This is a genomic window from Thalassotalea insulae (genome assembly GCF_030161395.1).
Taxonomy (GTDB): Bacteria; Pseudomonadota; Gammaproteobacteria; order Enterobacterales; family Alteromonadaceae; genus Thalassotalea_E; species Thalassotalea_E insulae.
Map to the genome: position 1 here is coordinate 539656 of NZ_BSST01000001.1, position 17004 is coordinate 556659.

General features: G+C 41.3%; 13 protein-coding genes. All 13 read right to left on the bottom strand.

From position 1 onward, the window contains the following. Nucleotides 1-72 precede the first annotated feature (72 nt). Complete coding sequence (gene tilS, locus QQK06_RS02560; protein WP_284243022.1) at nt 73-1458, bottom strand: tRNA lysidine(34) synthetase TilS; 1386 nt, start codon at nt 1456-1458, stop codon at nt 73-75. Between the two features lie 46 nt (nt 1459-1504). Next, the gene (accA, locus tag QQK06_RS02565) at nt 1505-2461 is read right to left on the bottom strand and encodes an acetyl-CoA carboxylase carboxyl transferase subunit alpha (protein WP_284243023.1); all 957 of its coding nucleotides are present in this window, start codon (nt 2459-2461) and stop codon (nt 1505-1507) included. Between the two features lie 63 nt (nt 2462-2524). Continuing rightward, the gene (gene dnaE, locus QQK06_RS02570) at nt 2525-6100 is read right to left on the bottom strand and encodes a DNA polymerase III subunit alpha (RefSeq protein ID WP_284243025.1); all 3576 of its coding nucleotides are present in this window, start codon (nt 6098-6100) and stop codon (nt 2525-2527) included. Beyond that, on the bottom strand, nt 6097-6729 hold the full coding sequence (rnhB, locus tag QQK06_RS02575; RefSeq protein ID WP_284243027.1) for a ribonuclease HII: 633 nt from the start codon (nt 6727-6729) through the stop codon (nt 6097-6099). Before rnhB ends, dnaE begins: the two co-directional genes overlap by 4 nt. A gap of 2 nt (nt 6730-6731) precedes the next feature. Then, entirely contained in the window at nt 6732-7910 is a 1179-nt protein-coding gene (gene lpxB, locus QQK06_RS02580; RefSeq protein WP_284243029.1) for a lipid-A-disaccharide synthase, read from the bottom strand. Nucleotides 7911-7919: 9 nt separating this feature from the next. Then, nucleotides 7920-8690 (bottom strand): acyl-ACP--UDP-N-acetylglucosamine O-acyltransferase, encoded by a 771-nt coding sequence (lpxA, locus tag QQK06_RS02585; RefSeq protein WP_284243030.1) that lies wholly within the window; start codon nt 8688-8690, stop codon nt 7920-7922. Between the two features lie 21 nt (nt 8691-8711). After that, nucleotides 8712-9164 carry a 3-hydroxyacyl-ACP dehydratase FabZ gene (gene fabZ, locus QQK06_RS02590; protein WP_284243031.1) on the bottom strand — a complete coding sequence of 151 codons (453 nt, stop codon included), beginning with the start codon at nt 9162-9164 and terminating at the stop codon, nt 8712-8714. Between the two features lie 30 nt (nt 9165-9194). Next, nucleotides 9195-10232: a UDP-3-O-(3-hydroxymyristoyl)glucosamine N-acyltransferase gene (gene lpxD, locus QQK06_RS02595; RefSeq protein ID WP_284243032.1), complete on the bottom strand. Its 1038-nt coding sequence runs from the start codon at nt 10230-10232 to the stop codon at nt 9195-9197. A gap of 206 nt (nt 10233-10438) precedes the next feature. Further along, complete coding sequence (locus QQK06_RS02600) at nt 10439-10957, bottom strand: OmpH/Skp family outer membrane protein (RefSeq protein WP_284243033.1); 519 nt, start codon at nt 10955-10957, stop codon at nt 10439-10441. A gap of 63 nt (nt 10958-11020) precedes the next feature. Further along, a complete protein-coding gene (bamA, locus tag QQK06_RS02605) occupies nt 11021-13489 on the bottom strand; it encodes an outer membrane protein assembly factor BamA (protein ID WP_284243034.1) in 2469 nt (822 codons plus the stop codon). A gap of 28 nt (nt 13490-13517) precedes the next feature. Beyond that, nucleotides 13518-14873, bottom strand: coding sequence for a sigma E protease regulator RseP (gene rseP, locus QQK06_RS02610; RefSeq protein ID WP_284243035.1), 1356 nt, complete (start codon nt 14871-14873; stop codon nt 13518-13520). Between the two features lie 20 nt (nt 14874-14893). Then, entirely contained in the window at nt 14894-16108 is a 1215-nt protein-coding gene (gene ispC, locus QQK06_RS02615; RefSeq protein ID WP_284243036.1) for a 1-deoxy-D-xylulose-5-phosphate reductoisomerase, read from the bottom strand. A gap of 9 nt (nt 16109-16117) precedes the next feature. After that, on the bottom strand, nt 16118-16987 hold the full coding sequence (locus QQK06_RS02620) for a phosphatidate cytidylyltransferase (RefSeq protein ID WP_284243037.1): 870 nt from the start codon (nt 16985-16987) through the stop codon (nt 16118-16120). Nucleotides 16988-17004 lie beyond the last annotated feature (17 nt).

A 17004-nucleotide genomic window follows, 5' to 3' on the forward strand; every position in this document is an offset into this window, starting at 1 on the left:
GTTATTAAGAGGGCTTTTTACCACTGACATCACGCCTTTGTCTACTGTTAATTCGATATTAACAGTATCAAGCTAAGCGATTTCACTGTTGTCGATCTGACTGACACTGAATTTATCTAAATGGCGCTCAACCATGAACTCTTTACAGACAAAATAACCAATTGCCATCACGAGTTGTTCGCCAGAAAAAACCAGCGGAATACGGTTACGTTGCCAAGTTGGCACCGCTAACTCCTGCCAAATTTTTTTCAGCGATCGGCTATGTTGGCGATAATCCGGTTGGCACTTAGGGTTTTGATGACTAAAACTCAATCGTAGTTCAGTGACACCTTTGGGCAAGGAGAATGCCATCGCGTTAACATCACCTAGGTTGGCAGTTAACTTATTTTGAGGCGTTAACTGTAGTTTCCCTAAATTATCAGGCAAATCAACAACGCTGCCATTTAAATCAGCTAATTTAAGCTGTTGCTGCCAATGGCTAAGATCAGCGAATTCAGGCGTAAGGTGCAAGGTATCTTGAAAACGACGTAACCACACAGCCCCTAATTTTACCGCCGGCGCTTTATCTTGTGGTGCATTTAACTGTTGTCTTATCTGAGCTAACTGAGCAGTACTTGGCATTAATTGCTGATGCTGAGCAAGAAAATAGCGCATTAAATAATTAAAGCGGCTAGGTGACAATAATAAGAGCTTAGAAACAGATAACACCTTTGTCTGTAATGTACACTGAGCCAGATCCTGCTGAGCAATTTCATCTATCAACTGCTGAGCATCCTGACAATGTTGTGCACTACGTGCTATGGTGGTAGCAATACTCGGCCAGCGTAGTCTAAGAGCTGGCATCACCTTTTGGCGAATAAAATTACGGTCAAATTGACAATCTTGATTAGATTCATCCTCAACCCAGGTTAAACCCCACTCTTGTGCTCTAGCAACAATCTGTGCTCGGCTAAGCGTTAAGAATGGTCGGCACAGTTGAAGCGTACCTTTTTCAGTAAATAACTCACCGTCAGAGGTCATTGCCGACAATCCTTTGAGTCCAGCGCCTCTTTTTAGTGCTAATAAAAAGGTTTCACTCTGATCATCCAAATGATGGCCTGTCACTACTACGCCATTCTCACCTGCAAGCTCTTTTAAGACTTGATAACGGGCTGTTCTCGCTTGTTCTTCCAAACTTCGTTGTGAATTATTTTTTAACTTAAGCTGTTTAGCATTAAACGGCAGAGACAAGCGCAAACATTGCTGGCGAACAAAATCCTGCCAGCTATCAGCCTGCTCACTTAGTCCGTGATTGACATAGCAAACGCTAACCGGTGAGCTTAATGCATTTCTTTTGACTAAATTTGATACTTCGTGCAACAGTACAATAGAATCAACGCCACCACTACAGGCCAAAATCAAGGATTGATCAGAATATTGACCAAGATGCTCAAGTAATAGTGAACTAAATAATGACATGGGAAAGGTGCGGCCTATTCAAACATTGGATAAGCCGCATATAGAATTAACAATAACCGTAGGACATCAAACGCTGATAACGCTGCTCGATCAATTCTTCTTTCGATAACCCTTCTAACTCAGCTAAATCAGATTTAATCGCTTGCTTTAACAACGCTGCCATTTCATCCATATCACGATGTGCACCGCCCATAGGTTCTTCGACAACCTTATCAATTAACCCTAATTCTTTAATACGATTTGCTGTTATCCCCATAGCTTCTGCAGCTGTAGAGGCTTTTTCTGCCGTTTTCCATAGAATTGACGCACAGCCTTCCGGTGAAATAACAGAATAAGTTGAATACTGCAGCATATTAACGCGATCACCAACACCAATCGCTAATGCACCGCCTGAACCACCTTCACCAATGACCGTACAAACAATCGGCACATTTAATCGCGCCATCACTTTTAAGTTTTTAGCTATTGCTTCACTTTGACCACGCTCTTCTGCACCAATACCAGGGTAAGCCCCTGGGGTGTCAATAAAGGTGACAATTGGCATATTAAAACGTTCAGCCAGTTCCATTAAACGCAAAGCTTTACGGTACCCTTCCGGACGCGGCATACCAAAATTACGTTTAACTTTTTCCGATGTTGAACGCCCTTTTTGATGACCTATGATCATCACCGCTTTGCCATCAATTCGAGCCGTACCACCAACAATTGCTTTATCATCGGCATAAGCACGATCACCGGCTAGTTCATCAAAGTCAGTAAAAATACGTGATAAATAATCTTTGGTATAAGGACGTTGTGGATGACGTGCTACCCGTGCGGTTTGCCAAGGATCTAAACTAGCAAAGATCTTCCGAGTTTGTTCCTTATTTTTCTCACGTAATTGTGAAATTTGCTCTTCTAGGTCAAGATCTAATTCCTGCCCGTTATTCACTAACTGTAACTCTTCAATTTTTGCTTCAAGTTCCGCAATCGGTTGCTCAAAGTCTAAAAAATTTAATGACATATGCTTAAAGTACCTAAGTTATCTTTACTTTTATACGGTGTTAATAATGTCTTGCTGACACTATCATTTAAATTCTAATGCGACTTTCTCTTCTCCCAGTAAGCCTTTTAACTGGTTTAATAAGGCATCCTGAGGTGTTACGCGCCATTGCACGCCTAATTCTAGCATAGCTTGTGCTTCATCTCTTTGATAAAACACCCGAACCGGGCAAGTACCATCTTTATATTCCGACAATAATTCGGAAAATTGTTCAACAAAACCCGATGAAACCTCATTTTTGTCGATACTGACATCTAAAGACGACACATAATTTTCCCTCGCATCGGCAATGGTCATTATATCGCGACCGGTCATTGTAATACCACCGGAGTAATCATCAAAGCTGACCTGTCCACTGCAAACTAAAATTGCGTCACTTTCCAATAGTTCAGCAAATCTATCATAGTCATCAGGGAACAGTCGAACATCCATACGGGCACTTTTATCATCTAAAGTGACTAAAGCCCAACGACGACCGCGTTTATTGACCATCACCCGCACACCGATCACTAAACCGACGGCAGTCACCGACTTATCTTTTCCTGTCGGCTGCATACTCACCAGGCGACCAGATGAATATTTTTTAATTTCTTTTAGATAGCGATTAATCGGATGCCCAGTTAAATACAGTCCTAAGGTTTCTTTTTCACCGTCAAGCCATACTTCTTCAGGCCAAGGAGCAACTTCTTTAAAAGCTTGGCGGGTATCTTCCGGCTGTTCATTAATCAAACCAAAAAGGTCATCCTGCCCGATGGCTTGTGCCTTTGCATGCTGCTCTGCTGCTTTAATCGCCTCAGGCAAAGATTCAAATAAAGCGGCGCGATGAGGCGCTTCTTTATCTTTAATTTGCAACTTAGGCCCAAGATTATCCATAGCGCCTGATTTCACTAGACGCTCTAATACCCTTTTATTGGTTTTCTTTAAATCAACTCGAGCACAAAAATCGAATAAATCGGCAAAAGGACCGCCACTTTCCCGAGCAGCAATAATGGCTTCAATCGGGCCTTCTCCAACCCCTTTGACAGCACCAATACCATAAACGATTTGATTATCATCATTGACGGTAAACTTATATTGACCACTGTTAACATCTGGCGGTAATAAGTCCAGCCCCATATTTTTACATTCGTCAACAAGGGTAACTATTTTATCGGTATTATCCATATCCGCCGACATTACCGCCGCCATAAATGGCGCAGGATAATGGGCTTTCATCCATAAAGTCTGATAAGAAACTAAAGCATAAGCAGCTGAATGCGATTTATTAAATCCATAACCGGCGAATTTTTCCACCAGGTCAAAGATTTTCATCGCCAACTCGCCATCTACCCCACGATTAATTGCACCTTGCTCAAAACCAGCGCGCTGCTTCGCCATTTCCTCCGGTTTTTTCTTACCCATGGCGCGACGCAACATGTCGGCACCACCAAGAGTGTATCCCGCCAACACCTGAGCAATCTGCATGACCTGCTCTTGATATAAAATGATACCGTAGGTTGGTTCTAGAATAGGCTTAAGGTCTTCATGCTGCCAAGTAGAGTCTGGATAAGAAATTTCTTCTCGGCCATGCTTACGCTCAATAAAATTATCAACCATACCTGACTGCAATGGACCAGGACGGAAAAGAGCTACCAAGGCGATAATATCTTCAAAACAATCGGGTTTAAGCTTATCGATCAAGGCTTTCATACCGCTGGATTCCAGCTGGAATACCGCGGTAGTTTGTGACGACAACAATAACTTAAACGATTTTTTATCTTCTAAGGGAATCGCTGCGATATCAATCGGTTCTTTACCAGCTTTTAGCAGCTTCTCGTCTGCCATTTCTATTGCCCATTGCAATATGGTTAAGGTTCTTAACCCTAAGAAGTCAAACTTAACCAGCCCAGCATCTTCAACATCGTTTTTATCAAATTGAGTAACCGGGTTTTTACCTTCATCATCACAATATAACGGAGCAAAATCGGTAATAGTTGTCGGTGAAATTACCACGCCACCGGCATGTTTTCCGGCATTACGGGTTGTGCCTTCTAAGATACGGCACATATCAATTAAATCTTTAACTTCACTGTCTTGTGCGTAGACTTCCGGCAGCTTAGGTTCAGCATCAAACGCTTTCGCCAGCGTCATGCCTGGATCGCCAGGCACTAACTTAGAAATCCGGTCAACAAAGCCATAAGGGTGACCAAGCACCCGACCAACATCGCGAATAACCGCTTTGGCAGCCATAGTACCGAACGTAATAATTTGTGATACCGCATCTCGACCATAAAGTTCAGCAACATGATCGATAACTTCATCCCGTCGATCCATACAAAAATCGATATCGAAATCTGGCATAGATACCCGTTCGGGATTAAGAAAACGTTCGAAAAGTAAATCAAATTCCAGTGGGTCTAAATCGGTAATTTTTTGCGCATACGCCACTAATGACCCCGCACCGGAGCCACGCCCTGGCCCAACGGGAATGTTATTATCTTTACTCCACTGAATGAACTCCATCACGATCAGAAAGTAACCAGGAAAACCCATGTTATTGATTACTTCCAGCTCAATCGCTAAACGTTCATCGTAAGGCTTACGCTTTTCGGCAAAATCAGGGGCGTCTTTATCAAAAAGAAACTCAAGCCGCTCTTGAAGACCTTCTTCCGATACTTTGACGAGATAGTCCTCTATTGTCATACCATCGGTTGGAAAGTCAGGCAAAAAGTACTCGCCTAGGCGTACGGTAACATTACAACGTTTAGCAATTTCAACGGTGTTTTCCAACGCTTCAGGAATATCAGCAAACAGCTCGAGCATTTCCGCTTCACTGCGTAAGTACTGCTGCGGACTATATTTTTTCGGTCGGCGTTTATCGTCTAAAGTAAAACCATCATGAATTGCAACACGAATTTCATGCGCTTCAAACAGGTCTTCCGTTAAAAACACCACTTCATTAGTAGCAACAACAGGTAAGTGCTGTTGCTCTGCAAGTGCTACGGCTAAATGCAGATAGTTTTCTTCATTTTCCCGACCAGTACGGATCAATTCCAAATAATAACGTTCAGGGAAATACTGCTGATAAAACGCCACCATTTGTTCTACTTGCGTATGATTGCCTTTTAACAGCGCTTGACCAACATCACCTTCACGGCCGCCCGAAAGTATAATAAGCCCAGGCGCATATTCAATCAGCCATTCTTTATCAATCACAGCTTTGTTTTGCACATGACCGCGCAAATATGCCTTAGAAATAAGCTCAGTTAGATTTTTATAACCGGTATTATCTGTGGCTAATACCACTAAGCGAAACAGTGCATCACCTAGTTCTTCACTTTGCACCCAAAAATCAGAACCGATTATCGGTTTGATCCCTGCGCCATGAGCGGCATGATAATATTTAACTAAGCCACAAAGATTGGTTTGATCGGTAAGCGCGATTGCCGGCATCTGCAAATCTGCGGCTTTGCTAATAATAGGCTTGACCTTATTAAGGCCATCCGACATTGAAAAGTCACTATGAACGCGCAAGTGGACAAACTGAGGAGCTGGTGCAATTTGTTCTGCTTCCGAATCGCCCCCCTCCACTAGCTGCTGTGTATCAATGTCTTGGCTCATGAATTTCCTTCATTATTTAATACCGCGGCAACCGGTTTAAAACTCTTACGATAACAGTCTAATACGCCGTGTTCGACAATTTTTTCCAAATGAAGTTTAGTTGGGTAACCTTTATGACTGGCAAAACCATATTGTGGGTAACACTTATCCAGTGCAATCATTTCATCATCTCGGGCCACTTTCGCAATAATGGATGCAGCGCTAATTTCTGTCACCCGGGCATCACCTTTAACGACCGGCTGGCTGGCAATCTTTCCAGATTCACCATAAAAACTTGGAGTGCGGTTACCATCCACCAGTACATGATCAGGCTCAACCGATAAGCCCTGCACTGCCCTTTGCATCGCTAGCATAGTAGCATGTAAAATATTTAAGGTATCTATTTCCTCTGGCGTTGCTCGACCAATACACCAAGCAATTGCTTTAGCTTTAATTTCTTCGGCTAACAGTTGGCGCTTTTTCTCAGATAGTTTTTTGGAGTCTGCTAAACCATCAATCGGATTATCGGGGTCAAGAATAACTGCCGCAGTGACCACATCTCCTACCAGAGGACCTCGGCCAACTTCATCGACACCAGCAATACAATAGGCAACAGGATATTCAAATGGAGGTAACGTTACTTTCGCCATAATCACTTTTTGTTTGATAAGTATAATTGACTAACCGCATTGGCGGCCTGCTCACTGGCATTTTGTTTTAAACTTTGATGAATGTCAGTAAAAGCCTGATCCAGCTGCGACTGATCCTGATAAAGTCGTTCTTTAATCAGTGGCACTATATTATTAGCTGTTACCTGTGATTGCAGTAATTCAGGTACTAAAGCTTTATTCGCCAACAAGTTCGGCAAAGAAAACCATTTTAATTTCACAAAGCCTTTGAATAAATGATAGGTCAGAGGATTGAATTTATAACAAATCACCATAGGACGTTTAATTAATGCCGCTTCTAAGGTTACTGTACCAGAGGCGGTTAATAGACAATCACTGGCAGCCATAACCTGTTGAGTTTGGCCAACAATGACCTTAACCGCTAACTCAGGCGCGATACGCTGATGTAATTCTTCAAACTGCCGAGCTCGCTTTTCGCTGATCATAGGAGCAACAAGCACTAACTCACCATCTTGTTGCATTAATTGCCGAGCAGTCAGTAAAAAAGGTTCAACTAACCGAGCTAATTCGCCACCACGGCTCCCCGGCATTAGGGCCAATATTTTTTTATCCAGTGGTAAATGCAAGGATGCCCGTGCCTGTGCTTTATCGGAAACTAAAGGAATATCATCCGCCAGTGAATGACCAACAAATTGACACGGTACCTGATGTTGATCATAAAAGGCTTTCTCAAATGGCAGTAAGGACAACATTAAATTCGTTGCTTTGGCGATTTTAAAAATACGCTTTTGTCGCCACGCCCAAACACTCGGGCTAACATAATGTACTGTAGTTATACCTTGCGCTTTTAAACTTGCTTCTAAACGTAAATTAAAATCAGGGGCATCAATACCAATAAAAACATCGGGCTTTTGTTGAGAGAAATAATCAACCAAAGAGTCTTTAACCTGAAACAAGCGTCTTAAGCGGCCTAATACTTCAAAAATGCCCATAACAGACAATTCTTCCATATCAAACAGACTATCAAAACCAAGCGCCAGCATCTTAGGCCCACCAATACCGACAAAACGGGCATTAGGAAAGCGTGTCATTAATGATTCCATCAAACCGGCACCTAAAGTGTCACCGGAATGTTCACCGACAACTATGGCAAAAACCGGCGCAATATCAGAAAGCGCTGAAGAGCTATGAGTAACTTCCATAGGAACAGGTTAACGAATAATGCCGCGTTTAGATGAGGCAATAAATTGAGTAAAGAGTGAAATTTCATCACTGGCAGCAATCGATTCAGCAATTTCTTCTAGTGCTTGCTCAACGGTTAAGCCCTGACGATAGACTTTACGGTATGCTTGCTTAATTGCACGCACGGATTCAGCACTAAAACCACGGCGTTTCAATCCTTCACTATTTAAGCCAAAAGGTTTCGCGCCATTGCCAGATGCCATGACATAGGGTGGAATATCTTTTAGTACTAATGACGTTGCAGCTACAAAGCTGTGAGCCCCGATATGACAAAATTGATGAACACCACTCATGCCACCTAAAATGGCATAATCCCCTACATGAACATGACCTGCAATAGAAGCATTATTAGCAAGAATGCAATGATTACCAACCACACAGTCATGGGCAACATGGGTATACGCCATAAACAGATTGTTGCTACCGATTTGGGTAATCCCCTGATCTTGGATTGTACCTCGATGTACGGTACAAGATTCACGAAAAACATTATTCTCGCCAATCACTAATTCTGTCGGTTCACCGGCGTATTTCAAATCCTGACAATCTTCACCAATTGAGGCAAATTGAAAAATTCGGTTACCTTTACCTATCCGAGTTGGTCCATTGATCACCACATTAGGACCAATAACACAATCATCTCCGATAACGACATTTTTGCTAATATAAGTCCAAGGACCGATAGTAACATTCTGACCAATTTGCGCACCAGCTTCGACTATTGCTTGTGGATGAATCAATGGATTTTGCTCCTAACAGGTTTATAACTTACGTCGTGCACACATTAAATCGGCAGAGCAAACCACTTTGCCATCAACTTTTGCTTCACCGTAGAACTTCCACATACCGCGGCGTTCTTTAATAAATTCAACATGCAAGTGCATAGTATCACCGGGGACCACTGGCTGTTTAAATTTGGCATTATCAATAGAAGCAAATAGGTACATTTCATCTTCCGCACGACTTTCCGCTGATTTAAAACCTAAAATACCGGTAGCTTGTGCTAAAGCTTCTAAGATCATGACGCCAGGAAATATCGCCAAATCAGGAAAATGTCCGGTAAATACCGGTTCGTTAAATGTTACATTCTTAATGGCGTGCAACCACTTGCCTGCTTGATAATCTAAAACACGATCCACTAATAGCATCGGGTAACGATGTGGAATTAATTTTTGTATTTCTTGTACATCAATAATGTTATTTTGCGATTCCAAATCACTGTCCTTTTATTGATTGAATAACAACTAGTTATTGGCGTTAGTTTTTAGCGCTAAAATTTCTTGCTCTAACGCTTTAATTTTTTTATTAGTACTGTCTAGTTTTCTAATTCTGGCATTCGCTTTCTGCCATTCTTTATTTGACTGAACGGGTAAACCAGAAGAATAAACACCGCTTTCGTTAATATTTTTGGTCACCATGGCAAAACCGGTAAAAACACAGTTATCTGTTACTTTAATATGACCATTGATGCCAACCATGCCAGCAATAGTACAATTTTTACCAATTTCTGTACTACCCGCTATCACGCTGCAAGCTGCCATCGCGGTATTTTCGCCGATAACGACATTGTGTGCAATTTGAATTTGATTATCCAAAATTACCCCATCCTTAATCACAGTATCATCTAAAGCGCCGCGATCTATCGTTGTACTGGCTCCAATTTCAACCCGATCACCGATAACAACAGCACCCAACTGTGGGATCTTAAGCCATTGCCCTCCTTGGTTGGCATAGCCAAAACCATCAGAGCCGATCACAGTATTCGCCTGAATTAGACAATCACAGCCAATCACCACTTGATGATAAACACTGACGTTAGCCCATAATTTAGTATTAGAACCAATTCTTGCGTGCTGCCCAATAAAACATCCTGGTCCAATTGCGACGCCATCGGCTAACTCTGCACCGGCTTCGATCACTGCATTTGCACCTATGGTAACGTTCTGACCAATAATAGCCGATGGTTCGATGACTGCAGACGGATGGATACCAGCTGATGGTCTTGGCGTAGTATCAAGCAACTGAGCAACCAAGGCATAGCCCATATAAGGGTTTTCCATAACAAGCGCATTAGTTGGACAATCATCAAGACAATCAGGTGATAAAATCACTGCACTGGCATTTGTTGCTCCAAGTTGCTGACGATATTTTGCGTTAGATAAAAAAGCAATTTGCCCAGAAGAAGCTCGGCTTAACGTTGCCAGACTATTCACTGAAACATTAGCGTCCCCTTTAACTGTGGCGCCAATTTGTTCCGCAATTTCTAAAAGTGTATAACTCATTAATGATTACTTACGTAGGGACAAACAATAGTTAACTTATCGATAGTTTAGGCTATGAATAGAGTAAACCAAAATAAAAAGCATGTTATCTGGGGTTATCAGGGCGTATTAACCAATAAAGATCAATACGCCCTGAAATAATTAGCACACTTAGTTTTTATGTTAGTACGACACAGAGGTATGGATACTAACCTTAATCGTAAAAATTAGTTAAGCTTACTTACTTGCTCAACTACTTTATCGGTAATGCTAAGATCTGGCTTTGAAAAAACTATCGCTTTTTGTTCTATCACTAAATCAACTTTTTCTTTCGCCGCAATACCATCAATAGCCTGACGCACTAACGCAACAATTTTATTAGTTTCTTCATTTTGACGCGCACCAGCTTGTTGCTGAAGTGCTTTACCTTTAGTTTGGTAATCTTGATAAAGATCCGCCATTTTTTTATCTAATTCTTCGATTTCTTTTTCACTCATTAACGAAGAATCACGCTTTTTCTTTTCTTGATAATATTTAATATCTTTTTCTAGCTGGGCTAATTCTGCTTTAGCGTCTTTAAATTCAGCTTCTAATGCTTGCATAATTGCCGCAGTTTGAGGAATTTTACCCATCACTTCCTGAAAGTTAACCACAGCTACTTTTTGATCTGCTGCCATTGCAGCACTTGACAATAATGCTCCTGAAGCAACCGTTGCTAGCGCGATTGATTTAAATAATTTTTTCAATTTCTTCTCCTAACTTATAGATATTCGTTCATTATTTCATTTATATTGGGATCTGTTAAGTAATTAAAAGGTCTTACCGATATTAAAGTTGAAGAACTTAGTATCATCCCCTTCCTCTTCCTTAATTGCTTTAGCAAAACTAAAAATCATAGGTCCCATTGGTGATAACCACTGAATAGATAAACCACCGGATACGCGATAACGACCAACATCCGAATAATCGTCAATTTTGGCAAATTCTTTCGGTGCTAAATCTTGATAGTCACTCATACTAAACTCAGTATCCCAGACATTACCTGCATCAATAAAGAAACTGGTCCGGACACTGTTAGCATATCCTTCATCTATCAACGGAGTCGGTACGATTAATTCAATCCCGGCAACTGCCATGGCATTACCACCAACTGAGCGACGTGAACCACTGACAACATCGTGATCTGGCCCTAGACAACAACCACTTCCGCCTAATGGATCTGGCGTTCCTGGAATACCGGTAGGATATCTAAAAATAGCTCTAGGGCCGACAATGTTAGTTTCAAAACCACGTAAGGTATCTGAACCACCACCCGCTCTAAAATTTTCCCAAAACGGTAAGATTTGCTCATTACCATTTATATCACCATAGCCGTTACCATAGCCAAGTTTCAAGCTTGTTTTAAAGCTCCAGCCTCTAGCTATAGGGAAATACCACTTAGTATCTAAATTAAGGGTAAAGTAGTTAGTATCTGAATTGGGTGTTGTCATCTTATATGACAATCTCTGTGAAGAACCGGCGGTTGGAAACGTACCACGGTTTAGTGTTGAGCGTGATATCGCCGCACTTACATCAAAGTTTTCAAATTCTAAACCTGCATCAGGATCATTTGGATCTGAATAAAGCTCATAGAATTTTTGTATCTGTTCGTAAGTTTGCAAACGAGTAATACCATTATGCTTGTAGCCCAAACCAAAGTTCAAACGCACATATTCGTTAATAGGAAAACCAAAGTTAACATTAACGCCATATGTTTTATTGTTATATTGCACTAAGTTAGCACGACCAGCATCAAACTCATTATAGAAAATAGTGCCGCCTAGGGATATCGCATCTACAGTAAAATACGGGTCTGTATATGACATACTGACACTACGGGAATAACTGACCGTATTAACGCTAAAACCTAAACGGTTACCTGTACCTAAAAAGTTATTTTGTTGAATACCAGCATTTAAACTCAGTTTTGTTGCAGAGCCATAACCGATACCCGCGGTGAATGAACCAGATGGTTGTTCTTTGACGGTAAACTCAAGATCTACTAAATCTTCTTCTTCCGGTAGCTGTTTAGTTTCAAACTCAATATCTTCCATATAAGGCAAGCGTTGTAACCAAGCTTTTGAACCTTCCACTAAACTATTTGACAGCCAGGCACCTTCCATCTGACGCATTTCTCGGCGCAATACTCTATCTGCGGTGACATGGTTACCTTTAAAGTTAATGCGATTAACATATACTCGTTTGCCAGGATCAACTGAAATAGTTAATTTAACCGTTTTATCTTCTTCATTAATTTCAGGAATTGTGGTTACTTTTGGATAGGCATAGCCAAATCGGCCTAAAAATTTGCTAATAGTTTCTTCAGTATATGTAACTTCCGCACCATTATAGAGCTTGCCACCGCGCAAAGGATTAATCGCGCGGATGGTTTTTTCAAAGCCAGCCATATCCCCGACAAATTCCACATCACTGACGGTGTATTGCTCGCCTTCAGTAACATTTAAAGTAATATATACCGCTTTTTTATCCGGCGTCATCGACACCTGCGTAGAATTCACTTTATATTGCAAATAACCACGATCTAAGTAATAGCTTTCAACTTTCTCCATATCCCCTTGTAAGGTTTGTTTTTGATAGCGATCTTGCGCCATAAAATCCCACCAGGGAGAATCAAAAGTTAATTCGGCATTTTCCAATAACTCTTCATCAGAAAATATTTCATTACCAACAATATTAATTTGTTGAATCGCTGCCGCGTCTCCTTCGGAAAAGACAAATTTCAAATTGACCCGGTTTCTTGGCAAATGAGTAATTTCTGCTTTAACATCAGCATTATATTTACCAACACTGTGGTAAAAATCTTCCAAACCGACTTCTAATCCGGAAATCACCGTTTTATCTAAGGTTTCTCCAACCCGAATATCACTGCCGTCTAAGCTTTCAATCAGTTGCTCTTCTTTGAGGTCTTTATTGCCATCAAAGGTGATCTCACTGATAGTTTCACGCTCACGAACTTTAAAGATAATACGATTTCCGTCTCGATAGACTGCAATATCATTAAAATGACCTGATTTATATAAGGCCTTTATCGATTGCGAAATGCGAAAGTCGTTGAGGGTATCTCCAACGTTAAACGGAATATGAGTTAACGCAGCCCCCAACGCAACACGTTGTAAACCTTTAACTTGAATATCTTCAACTTGGAATTCTTCTGCCGCCTGAGCAGTTGTGCCTAAAGCACCCATTAATACCGCTAGGGCAATTTTTTTAATCATCATAAAAATTTAACTTAACTACTTCTTCTATTTATAATCGCGACAAATCGTTAAATAATGCGATACCCATCAAGCCTAAGAGCGCTAGTGTACCAAATTTAAAACCAATTTCTTGTATTTTTTCAGGAACAGGTCGACCGGTAAAAAGCTCTATAAGGTAATAAACTAAATGCCCGCCATCAAGTACCGGCACAGGTAAAATGTTAATAATGCCTAAATTAATGCTAATTAAGGCTAAAAAACCCAAAAAATAAACAAAACCATAACCTGCATGAGCACCTGCTCCCTGGGCAATTGCAATGGGCCCGCTTAAGTTTTTCACTGAAACGTCACCGGTAATTAATTTGCCAATCATATTAAAACTAAGACTAACTAACTGCCAGGTACGCTCAATACTTTGACCAAAGGCATCAACAACGCCATAAGACAATTCTATTCTGTAACTCTGCGGATAAGGGGCTGTTTTTGCTGCAACACCAAGGTAACCGACTTGCTTACCATTACGTTCAACACTATCAGGTGTCACAGTTAAACTGACAACGTCTCCACTTCTTTGCACATCAACGGCTATTGCTTGTCCGGGGTATTGTTTAACTAATTGAGTAAAGTTTTGCCACTGCTCGCCAACTTGCTGCTCATTGACCGTTAATGGCACATCCCCAACCTTTATACCTGCTTTTTCTGCCGGACTACCTTTAGCCACAACCGCCACTTCGTTATAAACATCAGGACGAAATGGTGTTAATCCCAAACTCTCTATTGCTGAACTGTTATCAGGCGAAAAGTGCCAATTAGTGGTATCTAATTGATAATTTTGTTCTGACACACTATCTGACTGGCGAGTTGCTAATGTTATTCCTGCTTCTCCCATCTGAGCCACCAGAGCTAAATTAACGTCCTGCCAATCCCGGGTTCTGTGACCCGCCACCGAGACTATTTCACTGTTTGCTTGAATACCTGCACTTGCTGCTATTGACTGTGGCACCACGTCACCAACGATAGGTTTAACGCTCGGCACACCAAGTAAAAACATTAAATAAAAGGCAAATATAGCAAAAATAAAATTAGCGCCAGGCCCGGCGGCAATGATAGCGATACGCTGATAAACAGTTTTGCTGTTAAAGGTTTTATCTGCATCTTCTGACGCTACATCATCAACACGCTCATCCAGCATTTTGACGTAACCACCTAATGGGATCAGAGCGACAACAAATTCAGTCCCCTGCTTATCAACTTTACGCCATATTGGTTTACCAAAACCAATAGAAAACCTTTCTACCTTAACTTTGTTTTTCCGCGCTACCCAGAAATGACCGTACTCATGCACGGTAATTAAAATACCTAACGCAACAACAAATGAAGATAAATTCCAAAAAAATTCCAACACGCGATTAAATTACCTTCACTTTAATTTTTAATACTAACTAAGTTATCGACTAACGACTTAGCATATTCTCTTACCGTTTTATCTAACGACAAGACATCACTAATACTTGTTACCCTTTCTGAGACAAATTTTTTCACAGAAGTTTCATTTATTTTAAAAATATCGTTAAATTTAATACCTTTGTGCAAAAAGCCATCAACCGCAACTTCATTAGCGGCATTTAACGCTGTACAGGCAGCTTGTCCTTGCTGACAGGCATTAATAGCTAATCGCAAATTTGGATAACGATGATAATCGGGCTGCTGAAATTCAAACGATGGTGTATTGAAAAAATCAAGCGGCTCTACTCCAGCATCTATACGATGCGGAAATGCCAGAGCATGAGCAATCGGTGTTCGCATATCAGGGTTGCCCATTTGCGCTAATACCGAGCCGTCCTTGTATTGCACCATAGAATGTATCGTACTTTGTGGGTGTAATACTACCTGAATGTCATCAGCACTGACATCAAACAACCATTTGGCTTCTATAAATTCTAAGCCTTTATTCATCATAGTGGCTGAGTCGACCGAAATTTTTTGCCCCATATCCCAATTAGGATGAGCACATGCCTGTTCAGGCGTCACGTCATTTAATTCATCAAGTGGCGTTGAGCGAAAAGGTCCACCAGAGCCAGTCAATAACACTTTACTGACGCCATTATCCGCCAGATGACATGCCCCAATTTGCTCTTGACTCGATAAAGGTAAGCATTGAAAAATTGCGTTATGTTCACTGTCTATTGGTAGCAATTCTGCACCACAGCGTTTAACAGCATCGATAAAAATTTGTCCGGAAGTCACTAATGCTTCTTTATTTGCGAGTAAAACCCGCTTGCCTTGTTCAACTGCCGCCAAGGTCGGTAATAATCCTGATGCGCCAACAATTGCCGCCATCACAGTATCACTTTGCTCACTTTGCGCAATGTCAACTAATGCCGAGCTACCTGACAGCACTGTGATATCTGTTTGTCCATTAGCTTTAAGTTTCTGTTTTAACTGTTCAGCGGCTTGCTCATTGACAAGTACCACAACGCGTGGAGAAAACTCCTGACACTGCAAATATAACTTATCAACACTGGCATTGGCAGACAGGGCATGAATAATAAACTTATCTGGGTGTCTGCGCACCACATCAAGCGTGCTTTCCCCGATAGAGCCGGTAGAGCCTAAAATACATAGATGACGTGTTTGCATGCTTTGCTCCTAATGCCAACCAAAACAGGCATAACATAGGGCAAAAATCGGAGTTGTTGCCGTTAAGCTATCAATGCGATCCAATACACCACCGTGTCCTGGTAAGATAGAACCACTATCTTTAATTCCTGCCTGACGCTTAAACATACTTTCGTTTAAATCACCTAATACGGAAATGGTAGTGATCAACATAGTTACTGCCAGCACCAGTAGATATTGATATTGCTGCCATTGCAGCAAATATCCCGCGATAGTCACTAACAAGCAAGCAAAAACGACACCGCCGATAAAGCCTTCCATTGTTTTTCCCGGGCTGACATTAGGGAGTAACTTATGTTTACCTATCGATTTGCCAACAAAATAAGCACCAACATCAGCACTCCAGACCATTAAAAACAAAAACATAATCAGTTGTGCGCCATGATAAGGGTCAACATTATAATCGCTAGTTCGTAACACCATAAATGCAAGCCAGGTTGGTATTAAAGTTAGCCAGCCAAACACACCGCGAATTGAGCGATGACGAGACCAAAAGCTACTGTATCTCGGATACAAAAACGTTAATGTTGCGGAAATCAGCCACCAAATCACGGCAAGCCATAAAATATAATAAACAGTATCTTGCAACTGTTCCTTACTTGCCCATAGGTTCTCTAACGGCACTAAATACCAAAGACACGCGATCAACCCTCCGGTTGCCAGGACAAATGCTAAGCGACGGCGTTTATTGTCAAAGCCCATTAGCGGCCCCCACTCCCATGCCCCTATAGCCATGATCACCATGACAAAGACGGAAAAACTGTCGAGCGACATATAAAATATCGCGGCAATAGCTAATGGTGCTAATAATAATGCTGTAATAATACGTTGTAATAACAAACGATAACCCTTTATAA

What these genes read in the sequence shown, in the direction of transcription:
- lpxB (WP_284243029.1), bottom strand. Translation starts at nt 7,910, where the DNA reads ATGGAAGTTACTCATAGCTCTTCAGCGCTTTCTGATATTGCGCCGGTT.
- lpxD (WP_284243032.1), bottom strand. Translation starts at nt 10,232, where the DNA reads ATGAGTTATACACTTTTAGAAATTGCGGAACAAATTGGCGCCACAGTT.
- rnhB (WP_284243027.1), bottom strand. Translation starts at nt 6,729, where the DNA reads ATGGCGAAAGTAACGTTACCTCCATTTGAATATCCTGTTGCCTATTGT.
- accA (WP_284243023.1), bottom strand. Translation starts at nt 2,461, where the DNA reads ATGTCATTAAATTTTTTAGACTTTGAGCAACCGATTGCGGAACTTGAA.
- ispC (WP_284243036.1), bottom strand. Translation starts at nt 16,108, where the DNA reads ATGCAAACACGTCATCTATGTATTTTAGGCTCTACCGGCTCTATCGGG.
- tilS (WP_284243022.1), bottom strand. Translation starts at nt 1,458, where the DNA reads ATGTCATTATTTAGTTCACTATTACTTGAGCATCTTGGTCAATATTCT.
- dnaE (WP_284243025.1), bottom strand. Translation starts at nt 6,100, where the DNA reads ATGAGCCAAGACATTGATACACAGCAGCTAGTGGAGGGGGGCGATTCG.
- bamA (WP_284243034.1), bottom strand. Translation starts at nt 13,489, where the DNA reads ATGATGATTAAAAAAATTGCCCTAGCGGTATTAATGGGTGCTTTAGGC.